Annotated in this window: 14 protein-coding genes and 2 tRNA genes; 5 read left to right on the top strand and 11 right to left on the bottom strand. The window is 58.5% G+C overall.

The genetic code is table 11. The features are described from left to right. Positions 1 to 252: 252 nt before the first annotated feature. From Q0778_RS12360 to Q0778_RS12345, 4 genes are read left to right on the top strand one after another with little or no spacing between them, the layout of a single operon-like run. Positions 253 to 2460: a UvrD-helicase domain-containing protein gene (locus Q0778_RS12360; protein WP_298336444.1), complete on the top strand. Its 2208-nt coding sequence runs from the start codon at positions 253 to 255 to the stop codon at positions 2458 to 2460. Next, positions 2457 to 5624 carry a helicase-related protein gene (locus Q0778_RS12355; protein ID WP_298336442.1) on the top strand — a complete coding sequence of 1056 codons (3168 nt, stop codon included), beginning with the start codon at positions 2457 to 2459 and terminating at the stop codon, positions 5622 to 5624. Before Q0778_RS12360 ends, Q0778_RS12355 begins: the two co-directional genes overlap by 4 nt. Then, on the top strand, positions 5621 to 7489 hold the full coding sequence (locus Q0778_RS12350) for a DUF1998 domain-containing protein (protein ID WP_298336440.1): 1869 nt from the start codon (positions 5621 to 5623) through the stop codon (positions 7487 to 7489). The genes Q0778_RS12355 and Q0778_RS12350 overlap by 4 nt, the downstream gene beginning before the upstream one ends. 16 nt (positions 7490 to 7505) lie before the next feature. Then, positions 7506 to 9194: an NERD domain-containing protein gene (locus Q0778_RS12345; RefSeq protein WP_298336438.1), complete on the top strand. Its 1689-nt coding sequence runs from the start codon at positions 7506 to 7508 to the stop codon at positions 9192 to 9194. A gap of 34 nt (positions 9195 to 9228) precedes the next feature. Here Q0778_RS12345 and Q0778_RS12340 read toward each other — a convergent pair whose 3' ends face one another. The 5 genes from Q0778_RS12340 to Q0778_RS12320 form a co-directional block, all read right to left on the bottom strand. Further along, positions 9229 to 9612, bottom strand: a complete 384-nt coding sequence (locus Q0778_RS12340; protein WP_298337648.1) for a very short patch repair endonuclease — start codon at positions 9610 to 9612, stop codon at positions 9229 to 9231. 119 nt (positions 9613 to 9731) lie between these two features. Continuing rightward, positions 9732 to 10898 carry a DNA cytosine methyltransferase gene (locus Q0778_RS12335; RefSeq protein ID WP_298336436.1) on the bottom strand — a complete coding sequence of 389 codons (1167 nt, stop codon included), beginning with the start codon at positions 10896 to 10898 and terminating at the stop codon, positions 9732 to 9734. A 252-nt stretch (positions 10899 to 11150) separates the two neighbouring features. Then, positions 11151 to 12389 (bottom strand): integrase arm-type DNA-binding domain-containing protein, encoded by a 1239-nt coding sequence (locus tag Q0778_RS12330; RefSeq protein WP_298336434.1) that lies wholly within the window; start codon positions 12387 to 12389, stop codon positions 11151 to 11153. A gap of 101 nt (positions 12390 to 12490) precedes the next feature. Continuing rightward, positions 12491 to 12566, bottom strand: a tRNA-Thr gene (locus Q0778_RS12325). A gap of 23 nt (positions 12567 to 12589) precedes the next feature. Then, positions 12590 to 12663 (bottom strand) — tRNA-Cys (locus tag Q0778_RS12320). A 230-nt stretch (positions 12664 to 12893) separates the two neighbouring features. Here Q0778_RS12320 and Q0778_RS12315 point away from each other — a divergent pair. Then, entirely contained in the window at positions 12894 to 13607 is a 714-nt protein-coding gene (locus Q0778_RS12315; protein ID WP_366519546.1) for a thioesterase family protein, read from the top strand. Positions 13608 to 13616: 9 nt separating this feature from the next. Here the strand turns inward: Q0778_RS12315 and Q0778_RS12310 are convergent, their stop codons facing one another. From Q0778_RS12310 to Q0778_RS12285, 6 genes are all read right to left on the bottom strand, one after another. Beyond that, positions 13617 to 14444, bottom strand: a complete 828-nt coding sequence (locus tag Q0778_RS12310; protein ID WP_298336430.1) for a crotonase/enoyl-CoA hydratase family protein — start codon at positions 14442 to 14444, stop codon at positions 13617 to 13619. Between the two features lie 119 nt (positions 14445 to 14563). After that, positions 14564 to 14953: a winged helix-turn-helix domain-containing protein gene (locus tag Q0778_RS12305; RefSeq protein WP_298301023.1), complete on the bottom strand. Its 390-nt coding sequence runs from the start codon at positions 14951 to 14953 to the stop codon at positions 14564 to 14566. Further along, positions 14916 to 15362 carry a JAB domain-containing protein gene (locus tag Q0778_RS12300; RefSeq protein WP_298301021.1) on the bottom strand — a complete coding sequence of 149 codons (447 nt, stop codon included), beginning with the start codon at positions 15360 to 15362 and terminating at the stop codon, positions 14916 to 14918. Before Q0778_RS12300 ends, Q0778_RS12305 begins: the two co-directional genes overlap by 38 nt. Next, positions 15359 to 15934, bottom strand: coding sequence for a hypothetical protein (locus Q0778_RS12295; RefSeq protein ID WP_298336428.1), 576 nt, complete (start codon positions 15932 to 15934; stop codon positions 15359 to 15361). Before Q0778_RS12295 ends, Q0778_RS12300 begins: the two co-directional genes overlap by 4 nt. Before the next feature lie 13 nt (positions 15935 to 15947). Beyond that, on the bottom strand, positions 15948 to 16289 hold the full coding sequence (locus tag Q0778_RS12290) for a hypothetical protein (protein WP_298336426.1): 342 nt from the start codon (positions 16287 to 16289) through the stop codon (positions 15948 to 15950). Positions 16290 to 16317: 28 nt separating this feature from the next. Then, positions 16318 to 16836 (bottom strand): hypothetical protein, encoded by a 519-nt coding sequence (locus Q0778_RS12285; RefSeq protein ID WP_298336425.1) that lies wholly within the window; start codon positions 16834 to 16836, stop codon positions 16318 to 16320. Positions 16837 to 16841 lie beyond the last annotated feature (5 nt).

The following is a 16841-nucleotide window of genomic DNA, read 5'->3' as shown; positions in this document are numbered from 1 at the left end:
CGAGCACCATGGCGGGAACAAGAGGGGTCGCTGGCCTCACTTGCACCCGCTCTAAGGCCATGTGCGACTCTCTGAGTTGCGCTTCTGAAAGTATCCCCGCTACATACTTCAGGCAGGCAATTCGGCCGCAGAATCTTTCATAACTTTTCACGCGGGGCACTATTACTTTGTGCCAAAGCAATAGTTTATTGATGACTTCGCCTACATAGATGGGCAGGATGACCTCTGCCAACGAAGGGGCAATGGGGAATCATGAGCAGGATTAAAGCAGGGGTCGACCTGTTGCCTAAGGCGGATGAGCGAATGCTCGCCGAACACGCCGCAATGCTGCTTGCAGCGATCATTCATGCCGATGGCACAGTGGACGGCGACGAGGTCGCTCTCGCACGGCTCGCATGCGAAGAATTCGCTATTCCGCTTGAGCTGCTTGATAACGCACTAGGCACTGCCATGAGCGACCCCATGCAAAGCTTCGCCGAGACGCTGCTGCGTGTCGAACACCCGGCGGACCGTGAGCGCCTCGCGTCGATTCTGTTCGAGATCGCATCGGTTGACGAAAAGCTGGACGACCGTGAAGCCCGAATGCTGCGCGCAATGCAGCAGGCTTGGGGAGTCACGGTTTCCTTCCTCAACAAGCCGATCAAATGGGACGAGGACCAGCTGCGCGTGATCGAGGCCGACCGCTCGTCGCGTATGCTTGTGTCTGCGGGACCCGGCATGGGCAAGACTGCGGTCGCTTGTTCGCGTGTGGCCCACCTTATCGAATACGAGGACGTCGCCGATACCAACGTCTGGCTGGTCAGCTTTACGCGTTCGGCCATCGCTGAACTCAAGGGACGGATCGGTGACTTTGCGGAAGATCCCAGCAACGTCTTCGCGGTTAAGATATCCACCATCGACTCGCAGGCCTGGAAGATCCGCTACGGATTCTCCCCGGAAGAAGTCGAAAAGCTGTTCGGCGGCTTCGAAACCGGGATCGATTCGGCAGCAGAGCTTATTGACGAGCGCATAGAGGATTTTCGGGACATTTTCGGAGATCTTGAGCATCTTATCGTGGACGAGGCGCAGGACATTACCGGCGGCCGTGCGCGCTTTCTGCTCAAGCTGATCGAACTCCTGCCTGCAGACTGCGGAATTACCGTATTCCACGACCCCGCGCAGGCAATCTACGACTATGCCGCAGGGGAGGAGCTCTTCCGCTTTACAGACGGACTGACAACGCTTCTCGGCGATAATCTGCAGCAACGACCGCTGAAGAAGATCTACCGCACCGATGAGGTCCCGCTGCTCAAGCTCTACGAAGACCTGCGGCTTGATATCTTGGGCAATGCCGATGTCGACGCGGATTCATTCGAGTCCAAGACCGATCTCGTCAAATCCGCCGCTGTATCGCAGGATAAGGGTTTCGATCACGATGCGCTCGACGGTTACGATGATGCGCTTGTCCTCTTCCGCAAGCGCATGGAAGTAGCTCAGGCTTCAGCGTTCATGGCAGGCGACGGACATCGTCACCGGCTGCGTATGTCGGGTCTGGGGCGATTCGCGCTGCCATGGCTTGCGTTGGTGCTTGGCAAAACAGAAACGCGCGAACTCGAGCGCGCCGAGTTTGCCGAGTGTTGGGCCGAAGCTCGAGACCGCTTTCCTGCGCTGCTCTTTGGTGAGGACATCGAAGGCAACTCAGTTGAGGCTCGATGGGACCGTTTGAGCCGCTATGCGGGGCTGCGCAGTGACCGCATCGATCTCTTCAAGCTAAGGAGTAGACTCGCTGGTGCTCCGCCCGACGAATTCATGGCACCGGAATTCGGACATGCCGGTCCGATCCTCGGGACAATCCACGCATCCAAAGGACGTGAGGCGGATCATGTCTTTCTCCAGATCAACAACAATTGGGGCGCAAGATCAGGCTCTGACGAGAAGGATCTTTCAGAAGAAGCCCGCGTTTTGTTTGTCGGAGCGACCCGTGCCAAGCGCAGCCTGGCTGTGCAGGGTGGTTTTGCTATGAAGTTTGCAAGCACGACCGAGAGCGGCCGCTGCTACCGCAAGATGCCAAAATATAAGAACGGATATCAATTCCAGCTGGGCCTGCAGGGTGACTTCGATGCCTATTCACCTCTTAAATTGGCGAATTCGCTTGATACGGCGACGACAGAAGATCTTCCGCTTCGGTGCCGCGCGCGTCTGGAACCGGGAACCTGGGTCTGGCGCATTGAAACCGAAACGGGCGTTCCGCTTGGAACATTGAGCAAACAGATAACCAACGATCTCTACGAAATCTCGAAAAAGTACCACGGCTCCGGACGCCGTTTGAATGATCAGATTCGCAACATTTTTCTAATGGGCTTTGGTTCGATGATTGCAGCACCGGGTGACGAACGGCTCAACGGGGCTAAGCAGGGCGGCGCCAAGAGCGGTTTCTGGCTTGTCCCGCAATTATGCGGCTTACCGCTGGTCTTCGTATGAGCGGGGCGGCTCAGGCACGCGCGCATCTTCTGTCGCGGTTCAAGACCGATCTGATCGGACCGGGCGCCGAGGACGAGGTGCTGAACGAAAGGCCTTCGGCCCGCTATCTCTCCGCGATCCTCTATCCGCAACAGTCGGAAATCACGGAAGAGGAAGATGAGAGCATCGCTGCGGAGAACGGCGGCGGCGATGCGGAGAATGAGGAACGCGACGCGGTTTCGCTGCTGCGCACGTTCAAGCCTGCCACCTGCGGTCTGTCGTTTTCCGTCGCGGTCGCGGATGAAGACGCGCTGCTCGTGCTTGATCTTTCCTACGCGCGCTACAGCGCTAAAGAGAAAGTCGAGGAAGACGGCAAGGGCAAGGGAAGGCCGCGGCTCGAATGGGTGCGGACCGGACACAGACTGCCCGACGTTGCGATTTCGCTTGTTGCGGGCAGCGACGATGTCGAACTCGCCGAAGGCCTGCTCATGTACCGAAGAGTGCGGCGCGACGGGGCGCATGCGACCGTCACGATCCAGTTCGTCAACGCTCATCGCGAATTGCCGCGCGGCTCCGCATCCGAAGACGAACCGGCCGATCCGCTGATCATCCAGGGGCTGGTGGCGAGCGAAGAAGCGTCCTTTTTCCAGTTTGCCGCAGATTTCCGCTGCTCGGACGGCTGTCGGTTCGTGCCGCGACGCAACTCGTTTCGCGGCAACGATGAGGATGAACGCGTCGCCGACCTGATCTACCGCGACTGCGCCGAATATGCTGTCGGCCATACCGCTTCGGCATCCTGGTCGCCTGAAACCGCGCCGGATAACGTCTCGCTCACATGGACGCCGGAAGCCGTCGTGCAGGGAATGGACGCTTCGGGCGATGCCCTGCTGCGCGACCGGATCGCGGCCACTTCACTCGGCCGGCTGCACGGCCTCGAGCTTGCTCTTGCCGAGGATGCGGCGCTATTTGAAGCGCTCGACGCTCTTTCGCAAGGGTACGAAAACTGGATCGACGCGCGGGGCATTGAGGTTCCGGAGCTGCCATTGGCGTTGCAGCCGCAGGCGCGCGATAACCTTGCGCGCTGCCGGAAAGCGGCAGGAAGAATACGCGATGGTATCGCCTTCCTTCGCAATGACGGCAAGGGTCTGACGGCGTTTCGTCTCGCCAACCGAGCAATGTATATCCAGGCCGCATGGGCGGCTAAGCGCCTGCAGGCGGCTGCGGACACGGACCCGAATGCGTTCAAATTCGAGTGGCGGCCGTTCCAGCTGGCTTTTGCACTGATGTGCCTGCCTTCCGCCGCTGATCGCGGACATGACGATCGGGGCATTTTCGACCTGATCTGGTTCCCAACCGGCGGCGGCAAGACCGAGGCTTATCTTCTGCTTTCGGCCTTCGTCCTGTTCCATCGCCGCTCCACCCACGGCGCGCGGGGAGCCGGGGTCAATATCATCATGCGTTACACGCTGCGCACGCTGACGGTGCAGCAGTTCCAGCGCGCAGCGGCTCTGATACTCGCCTGCGAGACCCTACGATTGACCGGCAGCGAAGATTTGGGTGCCAAGCGGTTCTCAATCGGACTGTGGGTCGGCGGCGACAGCACGCCGAACCGCTTCGCCGATGCCGCCGATGCGCTACATGACTACGACGCGAAATCGACGCCGCGGCAACTTACGAAATGTCCTGTCTGCGCCAGCGAACTCGAGTGGAGCAGCGACAAGCCGCGCCGGCGCATCGAATGCCGCTGCCCTTCGGAAAGCTGCCGTTCCGCGCGGCCCGAAGGCGCGGTCCCGGTAATGACCGTCGACGATGATCTCTATGCCGAACCGCCTTCGCTGCTCATCGGCACGGTCGACAAGTTCGCGCAGATCGTGCGCAAGGCGGAAAGCGGCGCGCTGTTCGGAACGAACGGCGCGGTTGAGCCGCCGGATCTGATCATCCAGGACGAGCTGCATCTGATAGGAGGACCGCTAGGTTCGCTGACCGGTCTTTATGAAGCCGCGATCGACCGGCTTTGCAGCACGCCCAAGGGACCGCCGAAGATCGTCGGATCGACAGCTACGATCCGTCGCGCCGACGAACAGGTGCGCGCCGTTTTCAACCGCAGCGCGTTCCAGTTCCCTCCACCCGCGCTCGATTGGTCGAATTCCTGCTTTGCCAAGGTGCGCGACGACGACGGGCGTCTCTACGTCGGATTGACAACGGCAGGACGGTCGGAGAAGTTTGCTCTGCAGGCCGCGTCTGCGTCGCTTCTGCAGGCCGAAAGCGACCCCGCGGCGCATGGCAATCCCGACTTCGACGCCTACGCGACTCTGGTCGCTTATTTCAATTCCTTGAAAGTTCTCGGCGGTGCGCTGGTGCTGATGGAAGACGACGTTCGCATTACGATCGACGCGCTGGCATCGCGCAGAGGCGAGAAGGCGCGCGAGCTCGGCAATCCCGAAGAACTGACGAGCCGCAAGGCATCCTCGGAAATTCCTCTCATCCTTGATCGCCTCAATCTCTCGCATTCAGATCCTGAAGCGGTCGATGTATTGCTCGCCAGCAACATGCTCAGCGTCGGCGTCGATATTCCGCGCCTCGGGCTCATGCTCGTGAACGGACAACCCAAATACATGGCAGAATATATCCAGGCGACGAGCCGCGTCGGGCGCCGCGAGCCAGGCCTGGTGGTGACCCTCTTCAACAACAACAAGATCCGCGATCGCGCGCATTTCGAGACATTCGCATCGCGCCATGCCGCGCTCTACCGCTCGGTTGAGCCTTCGAGCGTAACGCCGTTTGCGCCTCGCGCGCGGGACAAGGCACTGCACGCTCCGCTTGTCGCCTTGGTCAGACACTTTATCAATGCGACAGGCGCCGGCGCCGCTGTCGCCGACCGTGCACAGGTAATGCGGCTGGTCGAAGAGATCGTCGACCGTGTCCAGGACGTGGATTCAGGCGAGGCGCCGCAAGCGCGGACCGAGCTCACGCGCTTTGTCGATGCCTGGATCGAGGCGGTCGGCGACGGCCGAATCAAGAGCTATTGGGATGACCGCAGGCTGCAGACCAGCTTGCTGATGTCCGCCGAAGAGGCAGCTGCGCGACGCGCGACGGGCAAAGCCGATGCGGCTGCCGTGCCGACGCCCAACAGCGTGCGCAATGTCGAGCCCGGGGTGGATTTCCTCATGAAGGAACGTGTGTGAGCCGCAACAATCATCTGGGTAAGGTAAGGCGGGGGCAGGTTCTCGGATACGGTCCTGGCGCTGTGATCGACTTTCGCGCAGGCACCAAGGGCGGTGGGCCGGTTTCGGTCATTGCTGCGTCGCTCGACCGTTGGGAGCAGACCGCCAAAATCGCGGGCGGCCTTAACGATCCGCATGTCTTGCGCGAAGCGCGGCTCGAAAAGGTCCTCAACAAAGGTCATTTCCGCCTGCCGCCGGTCGACGATGCCGGACGCGATGCGGCTTTCCCCAACCGATGGCTCAACGGCTATCGGTTTCCGGCGTGGCTGCAGTGCCCGAGCTGCAAATCGCTCAAACTCGCGGGCAAATGGGCAAAGGAGATGGGCGACCCGTCGCGCTGGTGCGCGCGGTGCTCGAGTGAAGAGCGGCGGGTCTTTGCAGTGCCCTCGCGCTTCGTGACGGCCTGCGAAAACGGTCATATCGATGAATTCCCATGGGTCCGCTGGCTGGCCATGCGCGGCGGACAGCCCCTGGCTTGTCTGTCGGACAGCGATGCCGAGGCAGGCGACGAAGGTTTCAAACAGTGCCGCCTGCGGCTGGAGAGCGTGGGCGGCTCGGGCATCGAAGGCTTGCGCGTGAGCTGCTCGGCCGAAGGTTGCGGCGCTTCCGCCTCAATGGCGGGCGCGTTTTCCTCTAAGGGTCTCGAAGGTCACAAATGCTCAGGCCGCCGCCCATGGCTGACCAACGACCGCGAGACGTGCACCGCATCGCCGCGGACCTTGCAGCGCGGGGCCTCCAATCTCTATTTCCCGGTCACCTATTCTACGCTCAGCATCCCACCGTGGACCGATGCGATTCAGCAGGAGCTCAATGCCTATTGGGGCGCACTGCGCGAATTGAGCCCCGATATGCGAGAGACGATGATCGACAGCCTGTCTGTGACCAACGCGTCGATGCACAATATGTCCGCCGACGAATATGCGGCGGTTATCCGCGAACGACTCAAGCTGGACGAGGAAACGACGCTTGATACGCTGCGCTTTGAAGAGTTCATCCGGCTCGAGCGCGATGCGGAAGGGAGCGACTTTCAGGTCAAGCAGGAACCAGTGCCCGAGGAAGCGCAACCCTTTATCGCAAGGATAGGCCGGGTCGAGCGCCTGCGCGAAGTGCGTGCCCTGACCGGTTTCAAACGCATTTATCAAAACGCATCGATCGATGAACCCGGCCGCGGCCGGTTCGGCGACTTGTCGCTTGCCCCGCTGCCGTGGCTTCCCGCAATCGAGGTGCGCGGCGAGGGCATCTTCGTCTCGCTCAAGCTCGAAGCGATAGATGCCTGGCTCGCCGACCCTGAGATACACGAGCGCGCCCGCCTCGTCGAAGAGGCTCGCGCTGCGGAATACGAACGCATTCACGAAGAGGAGAGCGTGGGTGATCCGATCACGCCGGCATTCCTCCTCGTCCACTCGCTCGCCCACGCCGTAATCAAGCGCCTGTCCTTCGAATGCGGTTACGATGTCGCATCGCTTCGCGAGCGCATTTATGTCGGCGAAAACCCGCGCATGGCGGGGTTTCTCATCTACACCTCAACCAGCGATGCCGACGGGACGCTCGGGGGACTGGAGCGCCAAGGGCGGGCCGATCGCTTTATTCCTGTTCTCGCCTCGGCGGTGCGCGACGCATTCTGGTGCTCATCCGACCCCCTGTGCCGGACCGGCGTTTCGAGCCTTTCGGAGAGCATGAACCTTGCGGCTTGCCACAGCTGCCTTTTGCTGCCCGAAACCTGCTGTGAAGAGGGCAACCGTTATCTCGACCGCTCGATGCTCGTCGGCGACGGAGTGGGCGGCGTGAAGGGCTTTTTCGATTCCTTCATCGAAACGGACGGTTGAGCCGGTGCCTGCGCGGATGATCCCGCCGATGCTCCCGCCCGAGATACGCAGTGATCCGAAGCGAAGCGGCGAAACTGCGGTCTACGACCTGCTCGCGCAAGATCCGATCCTGACCGGTGCAACGGTATTCTACTCCTGTGAATGGGTCGGGCTGGACGGCGAGCTGCTGCGCGACGGGGAAGCCGACTTCGTGATTGCCCATCCGCAGATCGGTTTTCTCGTGCTCGAGGTCAAAGGCGGTCGTGTTCAGCGGCGCGTGGCCGACGGCAAATGGACGACGAAGAACCGCAACGACGAGGTTTTCGAGATCGAGAACCCTGTGCATCAAGCGATGAAGTCGAAGAAAATCATCCTCAATGCGCTGAAGAAGCGCTGGCCCGGCAATGCGCCGTGGCTTTCGGCGAGGCACGGGGTGATCCTGCCTCATTGCAGCAGACCCGCCAATGCTGCGCATATGGGTGCAGCCGCTCCGCTGGAAATCTTCGCGTTCCGCGAAGACCTGCCCAATCTCGGCGCGCGCCTGCTGCAGATGATGGTCTGGAAGCCCGACGGAGAACGGGAGACTTTGGGCGGCCTCGGGCCCGCGGGTATCGCCATGCTCGAGGATTTTTACGGACGCGACATCGACTTCACTCCGCGCCTGTCGTCGGTCATCGAGGAATGCGAGGCGGCAATCGAAAAGCTCACCGAGACGCAGTACCGCTATCTCGATTTCCTCGGCACCACAAAACGAGCGCTCATTCAAGGAGGCGCGGGCACCGGCAAGACCGTTTTGGCGGCGGAGAAAGCGCGCCGCGCCAGCCGGGCGGATCGGCGGGTTCTCATGCTGTGCTTCAACCGACCGCTTCTCTTACAGCTTCGCAGCGAGCTTGAAGGCAGCACCGCGTCGGTCGCGACGTTCCACGAGTTCTGCGCTCGCATGTGCCTTGAGAAGGGCATCGATCTCGACGCGGAGCGCATCGCTTGCGAGGAGCGGCACTTTTGGTCGGTCCGCCTCCCCGAACTGCTGACCGACATCGGGCTCGATATCCCGCCGGAGCAATATGATGACCTCATCATCGATGAAGGACAGGACTTCAAGTCGGTCTGGGTCGAAGCGCTCGGACTGTTCCTCGACCCTGAGGGCTCACTCTACGTCTTTCGCGACGACTTCCAGAATGTCTACAGCGGCGATGATGCGGCCGCGGCTGTGCAGGCCGAACCGCTTGAGCTGACCGAGAACGTGCGCAACACCCAGGCGATTTTCCGCGCTGGAAATGTCTTTCGGCAAGGCCGCGAACAGACGTGCCTCGGGCCGGAAGGCGCGCCGGTCAGTTGGGTGCCGTGCACTCAGGACAAAACCCTGCGAACAGTCGAAAAGGAATTGGGCCGACTGCTGACGGCGGACGACATCGCGCCTGGCGATATTGCCGTGCTGTGCGGCTGCGGTGCCGAAATGTCGGTCCTTCGAAAGGCGCCGACCTTGGCGGGGCGACATTGGACCCCTGCCGACGAGCCTGCCGACGATCGGATCATCGTTGACAGCATCATGCGGTTCAAAGGTCTTGATCGGCCGGTGGTGATCCTCTGCGAAATCGAGGAGGCCGATGCGGAAATCGCCTATGTCGGCCTTACACGTGCCAAGAGCCATCTCATCGTCATCGGCAATGAAGCGACTGTAGACCGGCTTGGCCGCAACGACGCCGCAAAAACAGCGTTGATCTAGATCAGCAACACACGGTGCTTGATGCTTCGTAGACTTACTCCGGATCGTTTCGCTCAAAAATGTCGCACAGGCGCTTACTGAGCATTTCAGCATCTCGCGTTTCGCATTCCCAGATCACTTCAGGCTGCCACCCGGCCGCGCGCAGAACTGCGGTCTGCTCGGCATCGCGCTCAACGGTACATGCGAATTTCGATTCCCATAATTCCCTCCGCGTCGAGGGCATGGATGCGCGAGGACAATTTTCGTGACGGTGCCAGAAGCAGCCGTGAACGAAGATCGCCAGACGGTCCTTGGCGAGTACGATGTCGGGTTTGCCCGGAAGGTCCTTGCGGTGCAGGCGGAAGCGTCTGCCGAGTGCGTGCAGCGCGCGCCTGACCGTCAATTCCGGTTGGGTGTCCTTGCCCCTGACACGGCGCATGTTCTCGCTGCGCCGCTCTGGATCGAGATGGTCCACTTCTAGAGTCCAGCTTCAGGCGATCTGCTCGCGGCCTAGCTGATCGACCGTCTGAGCATTTTTCTGAAATGCGACGCAGGACATCATACAGTTTGGAGTTTGTCGAGTGCATCGACTTTCGTTTTGGGCTGCTCAAGTTTCTCAACGGCTCGGCCTCGGCGCAATAAAGGCAGAATGTGTCCAATCAAATGGCGTCCTAATTCTACCGGCACTGCATTGCCCACTTGTTTGCCAGAGGCAATCAGCCCGCCCGAGAACACGAAATCGTCGGGGAAGGTTTGGATTCTTGCAGCTTGCCGAACGGTTATACCGTGATGCTCGACGGGATGTACGAAACGCCCCTTTGATGGGTTAATGCACGCTGTTGTCATCGTCGGCGCGGGTAGTCGAGGGTCTATCCTGCCGTAGACGTCTTTATGTCCGTCATGAGTGCGGTGGCATGGAAGCACACGACCCGAGTCTTTCCGGCTTCCACCGTTCGGAGGCGTCTTGCGAAATGCTTCAACAAGCTCTGCGCTGTGTGTCATGTGAACGTCGTTTTGGTCATTGGACGCGGCGGGGAAGAATGCCGCCCCACAATTGACCCAAGGAGCAAGTTCAGGATCGCCTCGCCGAGCCGCCTCGTTCCCGTGCGTGGGAGCCGGAGGCCAACTCAAGTCACTCGCATCTAAACCTTTACGCAGCCCAAGAATGAACACTCGCTTTCGACGCTGCGGCAAACCATAGTCACGTGCATCAACAATAATGGGTTGTCTGATTTCGTACCCTGCGAGAGCTCCCTCGCGATAGAAACGATCAAGCGCTGACGCATGCCGGTCCCACAGCATTCCTGGAACATTCTCCATGAGAAATGCCGTCGGTGAAAAGGCTCTGACAAAGTCGAAGTAGGTATGAATTAGATCATTGCGTTTATCGTCAATGCCGGAGCCCTTCAGTCGATGAGTTGAAAACCCTTGGCATGGCGGGCCGCCAAGAAGCAGGTCGCATTGATCGCCGTCCGAAAAGACCTCCCGAAAAGCCTTAGATGCATTTATCTCCCGAATGTCATCGGTGAAGAGCTGCGGCCCTATCGAACCAGCACAAAAATTCTTTCGGTAGGTATCAACCGCATGCTTGTCATTTTCAATCGCAAGCCGGACCCGTAAACCCGCCTGTTGCGCAGCTAAAGAAAAGCCGCCTGCACCTGCAAACAGATCGGCACAGTTCAACATTGCTTTCGACTCTTCTTTGACTGCCGGAAGATGATACACTCAAAATTGATCACGGACCCCCAGACTTAGCTTTATCGTTCAAGTCATGTCACTTGTCGAGCCTGGAGGCCTTCGCTAGAAATTTTTGGCCTGGAGTGCAGTTTCAAAACAACAAATTCGTGTGATCGTGTCCCGCACTCTCAGATGACGAGTATCTTCCAGCCAATTCGTTGGAGTTCCTCACAAGCGCGTGCATCCCGGGCCTTGTCGTTCTCAAATTTCTCAAGCCACTTTGACCTGCTTGTGGCGGTTTCAATAAGGTCCTTCAACAGCGCCTACTCTGGCAAACGGCAACACCTTCACTCCGGCCTTCAGCTCGTCCAGATAGTCGCTCCACCACTGCGCCATCTGCACGCGCTCGTCCCAGTAATTGCCGCGATTGTAGATGCCTCTGATTGCGTTGCTGTCGCCGTGCGCTAGGGATCGCTCGATAGCATCCGGATGCCACTTACCGCTTTCGTTGAGGAAAGTCGAAGCAGTCGAACGGAAGCCGTGTGCAGTCACCACGTCGGGGCCGTAGCCCATCCGCCGCATGGCCTGGTTGATCGAGTTATCGCTCATGTACTTCAGGTGCGATTGCTGTGCAGGGAACATCTTCTCGAAGCCGCCAGTGTGGCAGTGCAGCTCGCGTAGCAGGAGCATCACTTGGTCCGACAAGGGCACCGCGTGAAGCCGTCGTAGCTTGGTCCGCTCGGCCGGGATGTTCCAGATCCTTTGGCCCCAATCGATCTCCGACCATTGCCCCATCCGCATCTCGCCAGGGCGGGTCATGATGTGGGGCAGTATCTGCATGGCAATGCGGACCAAGGGCGTGCCCGTGAAGTCGTCGATATCGCGTAGGAGCTGACCGAACTTGTTGGGGTCCAGGATGGCCGCACGATGGGTCACTATCGGGGTGGCCAAGGCATCCCCGAGGTGGGCCGCTGGATCGCTCTTGCAGAGCGAACAGGCGATCCCGTGCCGAAACACCCTGCTGGCCAGCGCGCGGGTTCTGTTGGCGCTTTCACGATGCCCTCTACGCTCGATCTTCTTGAGGCTTTCGAGCACCTCGACCGGCTCGATATCATTGATCGGGCGGCGCCCGATGTCGGGCTCAAGTAGTGAGACATACCAGCGCGCCTTGCGGATGGTCGATTCCGCCTTCCCGCTGTCTTCCATGCGCACCTTGATGAAGTCCTCGGCGACGCTCTTGAAGCTGTTCCCGGCGTTCATGCGTGCCAGACGCTTCTTCCGTTTGCGTTCTAGCGTGGGATCGATTCCGTCAAGAACTTTTAGCCGCGCCACGTCCCTCCGCTTGCGCGCATCCGCGAGGGATATGTCAGGCCATGCTCCCAAGGCCATCCGCTTTTCCCTTCCGGCGATGCGAAACTTGTATCGCCAGAGCTTCGACCCGTTCGGAAACACCTCCAAATAGAGGCCTTTTGAGTCGGTTTTCCGAAATGACACGCTTTTCGGGCGTAACCTACGGATTTCTTGCGCTAAAATCGGCATTTGGGGGCATGACGCGGGACAAAGCGGGAACATCAGAAAGTTAGAAATACCCCAAAAACCGCTGAAAATCAACGGTTTCGGGACGATTTGGGAGGAAGCTCTGGTGCCGCTTACGTGACTCGAACACGTGACCCCATCATTACGAATGATGTGCTCTACCAACTGAGCTAAAGCGGCGCATTCTCTCACTCAAGAGAGGGTGGAGGCCCGAGCCGGAATCGAACCGGCGTACACGGATTTGCAATCCGCTGCGTCACCACTCCGCCATCGGGCCGAGCCGCCTGAAATAAGGCGGAAGCGGCGCACTAGCGATTCGGCGGCACAAAGGCAATGCAGCTTTCGCGCTGGCGGTCATCAATTGCATGCGAAGCCACGAAATGCTCGACCTGACGCAACGTCAATCTGGACCAAGCCCAAAGCTCAAGGCAAAGGACGATTATGACGATCGCAAGCCTTTTAGAACCGATAAGCGGCCAGCCAGGACCCGTTCGCCTTTCTCGATCAATGGACTGGATGCAAGGACGCACACTCTATGGCGGAGCATCCGCACTTGTGGCGTTCACTATGGCGAAGAGAGCCTTTCCCGATCTACCTCCGTTGCGCTCCGCCCAAATCGGCTTTGTGGCTCCCGTTGGCGAAGAGGTCGAACTAACAGCTAAGATCATCCGGCAGGGGCGCAACGTAACGCAGGTGCGAAGCGAAATCCACAGCGACAAAGGTGTCGCGCTCACAGCATTCTGGCTGTTTGCTGAAGGCCGTGAGCCCAATGGCCAGCAGCCTGCGCCTACTCCGGAAAACTGGCCAGGCCTTCCTCAAGAGAATCCGCGTGCAATGGAGGGGAAAGGGCCAACGTTCATTCAGAACAACTTTGAATTGCGTTATGGTCAGACCAAAGGTGAAGACCACGGCGCAACGATCCGTCGCTGGGCGCGGTTGACCGAAAAGCACGAACTTGATCCAGTCAGCAAGCTCGTACTGATGGGCGATGTGATGCCACCAGGGGCCATGCGAGTCATGCGGCGCCCAGGCCCGATCAGTTCCATCAACTGGTCGTTCAATATACTGGACCCGGACTCAGAATCGAAGGAGGGCTGGTATCTTGCCGAAAACGCCAGCCAGCATCTAGACCATGGCTATTCTTCAGAAAGGCTGCGCATGTACGATGTCGAAGGGAGTCAAGTGCTTGATGGACTACAGAGCGTCGCGGTGTTTGGTTAGTCGACTGGCTTAGGCGACTTCCACCTCATCAAACTTACCTGGTCGTTTCTGCATAGAAGACATCACCGCTTCGATCTGGTTTTTCGTGCGGCTGATGCTGTCCTGCTCCACGCTTTCCATCATCAAGATTTCATCAGTTTGCCTATCATGCATCGCATCTTGCAGACGCTTGGCAGCCCGGATCGCATCGGGATTCTTGCCTGCGATTACTTCAGCAATCTCCATCGCGCGGGCAAGCGGATCTTTCTCGACATAGGTTGCGAAGCCGAGAGTCTGCGCCTCAGCACCTGAGAATTCACGGTTGGTGTAAACCAATTCGCGCAGCACATCATCGCGCACGAGGCCACGCCACAGGGCATATCCCGCCATGTCTGGCACAAGGCCCCATTTCATCTCCATAACTGACATACGGGTTTCGGGATGAACAATCCGAATGTCAGCGCCACTTGCAATTTGCAGGCCACCGCCAAAGCACACGCCATGAACCGCCGCAATCACCGGAACGCCAAGCCGGCGCCATTGGAACGCGACTTCCTGGAACTTATTGGTATTACCATGAGTGCGCGTCTCAAGACGGCGCTCACCGCCGTCAGAAGAATTGGTGAAATTGCTGAGGTCGATCCCGGCGCAGAACGCCCGGCCTTCGCCTGAAAGGACCACGACCCGCACGCCTTGCGTGGAGGCCAAGGTTTGCGCAGCTTCGATCATCGAATCGAACATCTCCGCATCAAGAGCATTCATCTTTTCTGGGCGAACAAAACGAACATGGGCTACCCCATTATCCGCCAACTCAATCGTGACACGATCATTTGTTGAGATGGTCTGGGCTTGTGACATCCTCGTCTCTCCACTGCGCAATTTGAATCAGAGATGATGTGGCGCAAGCCTGTTGGCCTGTCCAGCAATCAGTTGCACTGCGCAACCTGACATCTGTCAGCCAGACCTGGAACGAGCCCTCAACTACTGTCGACAAAGGCCAGGTCGATGCCCGATTCCGGAGCATTGATGTAATATCCTCCGTCAGGGTGTGTGGCCAGAATTCCAGCAAGTCCAAGCGGCTCTAACTTGCTACGAATTCGTGCGACATGGACAGCAACGCTGTTGGTTTCCGGCTCGTGGTCGATCCGCCAAACATCGATCAAAAGCTGGCGTTTAGTAACTCGCCTCCCAGCTTCCTCCGCGAGGCGCCACAAAACCTCAAACTCGCGTGGATGAAAAGCGAGCCAATGGTCATCGACACGCCCGTCCCGATGAAACAGGTCGAGTGTCACCTCGCCCGCTTGGCGAAAGCGTGGAATCAGGGTTCCGCTATCGGGAAAGAACCGGTTTGCGACTTTTGAATTCATGGATTGCCCCCGCGCGCATCGAATAGACCGCGTCCTTTGTGAAAATGAGATGGTCGAGCAGATCGATATCGAGCGCTTTTGCGACCGTGCCCATGCGTTGAGTTGACTCAATATCGGCACGGCTTGGACGGCACAGACCAGACGGGTGATTGTGAGCGACAATAATGCCATGCGCGCCGTGCGAAAGCGCCATTGCAAACAGATCGCGCATGCGAAGAGACACACTGCAGGACCGCCTAGAACCCATCGGCGCATCGCCAAGATAAGCACGATCTCTGTCTACAAAGAGCACATGGAGCCGCTCAACATCAAAGGGCTTGACGATCACCATTGCTTTTAAGAAGTCGATCATCGCACTGTCGCGTTGAGCTTTGGACGACACCGCCTTAGTGATTGGTAACTGGATCATTTCAGCTCGTCCCGCCAATTGGGTTGCTCAGCCTGCTGCCACGCTTTTTTCCCCGGCAAGACTGTAGCTTCGGTTCCCGAGCCTATTTCGGGCTTCTGTATCCGCCAATCGCGATATTGACCGTGCTTGCGCTTGCGGAGGATATGGCGCGTCAGCCCGATAGCCAGCAATAGAAGCTGACCCCATCCCGGCGCAGCCACCATGAAGACATATCCAATCGGAGATACTGCTTCCGCCATCCCTCTTGCGAGATGTGCTGTCATCGCCAAGACTTGCAATCCAGCAATGCCCAACGTGTAGTTACGGTTCGCATAAAGCGCGATCACGACCCACGAAACGCCCGCTGTCAGATCGGACAATGCCCAGTAGAAATCTATCCGGACCAACTGGATCTCGTCTCCAACAAGATTCTCACGTAAGAAGCCGACAAGCTTGAAACAAATCAACCATGTTGCGGCGACGGCGCGCTCCGGACCGCCTCCCCAAATGAATGCGGTCAAAATGAGGATCCATGACAGTGTCTGCTGAACAACGACACGGTTGTCCCACGTAATCAGATCGATCCAGTCCACTGGATATCGCCCTTTAACCCACGGCTTTTTCGACGGATTTGATGTCGTCTATTGCCATAGGGGAGGGCGGTGTTTTGACTGTGTCGTCAGCCATAGTCTCAACCGCTACCTTGCTAAGTTCGTCATGCACCCGCAGGAGGTTTGTCGACATCGCGATGGCTTGATCTTCAGCCTGATTCAACCTCATCAACGCCCTTTGACCGGTATGCACCTCGACTTGAGGGTTTTGGCGCGCGGACAGCATAGCTTGCTTTAATCGTGCAAAGGCAATCATTGACTCATCAGCGAGCGCTTCAGCCTCACGAATTAGTTTTTTTAGATTTTGCGCGTCACTGAGGATGCGGTGTGTCATCATTTGATCTCCGGTAAGCGATAGCTGCTCGTTAGCTATAGCCTTGTTCGTCAACCGGGATGGCCGCCTTTCCATCTAGCACCTCGCTTATTGTAATTGCTGCTGTAACCGAGAGTACGAGAGCAGCAAGTACACCAAAAGCGATCCCCATGATCGCCGCGAGGCGGAACCAGATGGCATTATCACCATCGAGCACCCGGGGGACAACCTGCGGCTCGGCGGGGCGCAGCCAAGGCGCCTCGTCGACCATGGAAGAAACATCGCGGATTACGAGCTCGCCCGGGTCGTCCTGCCCAGATTGATCGCTCATTAATGTGCCAACGGGGACCTGATTTTTGCTGTATACAGATTCACTTAAGGCCAGCTCTTCAGGTTTTGGATTCTGATCCCATTCATTTTTTTCAGGTTCTGGCGCTTCTTCATCAGCGATCTTATGGACACGATAAGCCTCGACAAGATCCGCCAGGCTTTCAGCCTTATAGATATCCTTAAGGGCCCGGATGTGCTGATTGATCCGTGTTTCCGAGACCCCCAGATCGCGTGCGATCACCTTTA

Source organism: uncultured Erythrobacter sp., from assembly GCF_947502395.1.
GTDB lineage: Bacteria > Pseudomonadota > Alphaproteobacteria > Sphingomonadales > Sphingomonadaceae > Erythrobacter.
This window is presented reverse-complemented; position numbering and strand designations above follow the sequence as displayed.

Excerpts from the sequence above, each read along its gene's own strand:
- Q0778_RS12360 (WP_298336444.1), top strand. The coding sequence starts at position 253 with ATGAGCAGGATTAAAGCAGGGGTCGACCTGTTGCCTAAGGCGGATGAG.
- Q0778_RS12355 (WP_298336442.1), top strand. The coding sequence starts at position 2,457 with ATGAGCGGGGCGGCTCAGGCACGCGCGCATCTTCTGTCGCGGTTCAAG.
- Q0778_RS12345 (WP_298336438.1), top strand. The coding sequence starts at position 7,506 with ATGATCCCGCCGATGCTCCCGCCCGAGATACGCAGTGATCCGAAGCGA.
- Q0778_RS12340 (WP_298337648.1), bottom strand. The coding sequence starts at position 9,612 with ATGCGCCGTGTCAGGGGCAAGGACACCCAACCGGAATTGACGGTCAGG.
- Q0778_RS12330 (WP_298336434.1), bottom strand. The coding sequence starts at position 12,389 with ATGCCGATTTTAGCGCAAGAAATCCGTAGGTTACGCCCGAAAAGCGTG.
- Q0778_RS12315 (WP_366519546.1), top strand. The coding sequence starts at position 12,894 with ATGGACTGGATGCAAGGACGCACACTCTATGGCGGAGCATCCGCACTT.
- Q0778_RS12310 (WP_298336430.1), bottom strand. The coding sequence starts at position 14,444 with ATGTCACAAGCCCAGACCATCTCAACAAATGATCGTGTCACGATTGAG.
- Q0778_RS12305 (WP_298301023.1), bottom strand. The coding sequence starts at position 14,953 with ATGAATTCAAAAGTCGCAAACCGGTTCTTTCCCGATAGCGGAACCCTG.
- Q0778_RS12300 (WP_298301021.1), bottom strand. The coding sequence starts at position 15,362 with ATGATCCAGTTACCAATCACTAAGGCGGTGTCGTCCAAAGCTCAACGC.
- Q0778_RS12290 (WP_298336426.1), bottom strand. The coding sequence starts at position 16,289 with ATGATGACACACCGCATCCTCAGTGACGCGCAAAATCTAAAAAAACTA.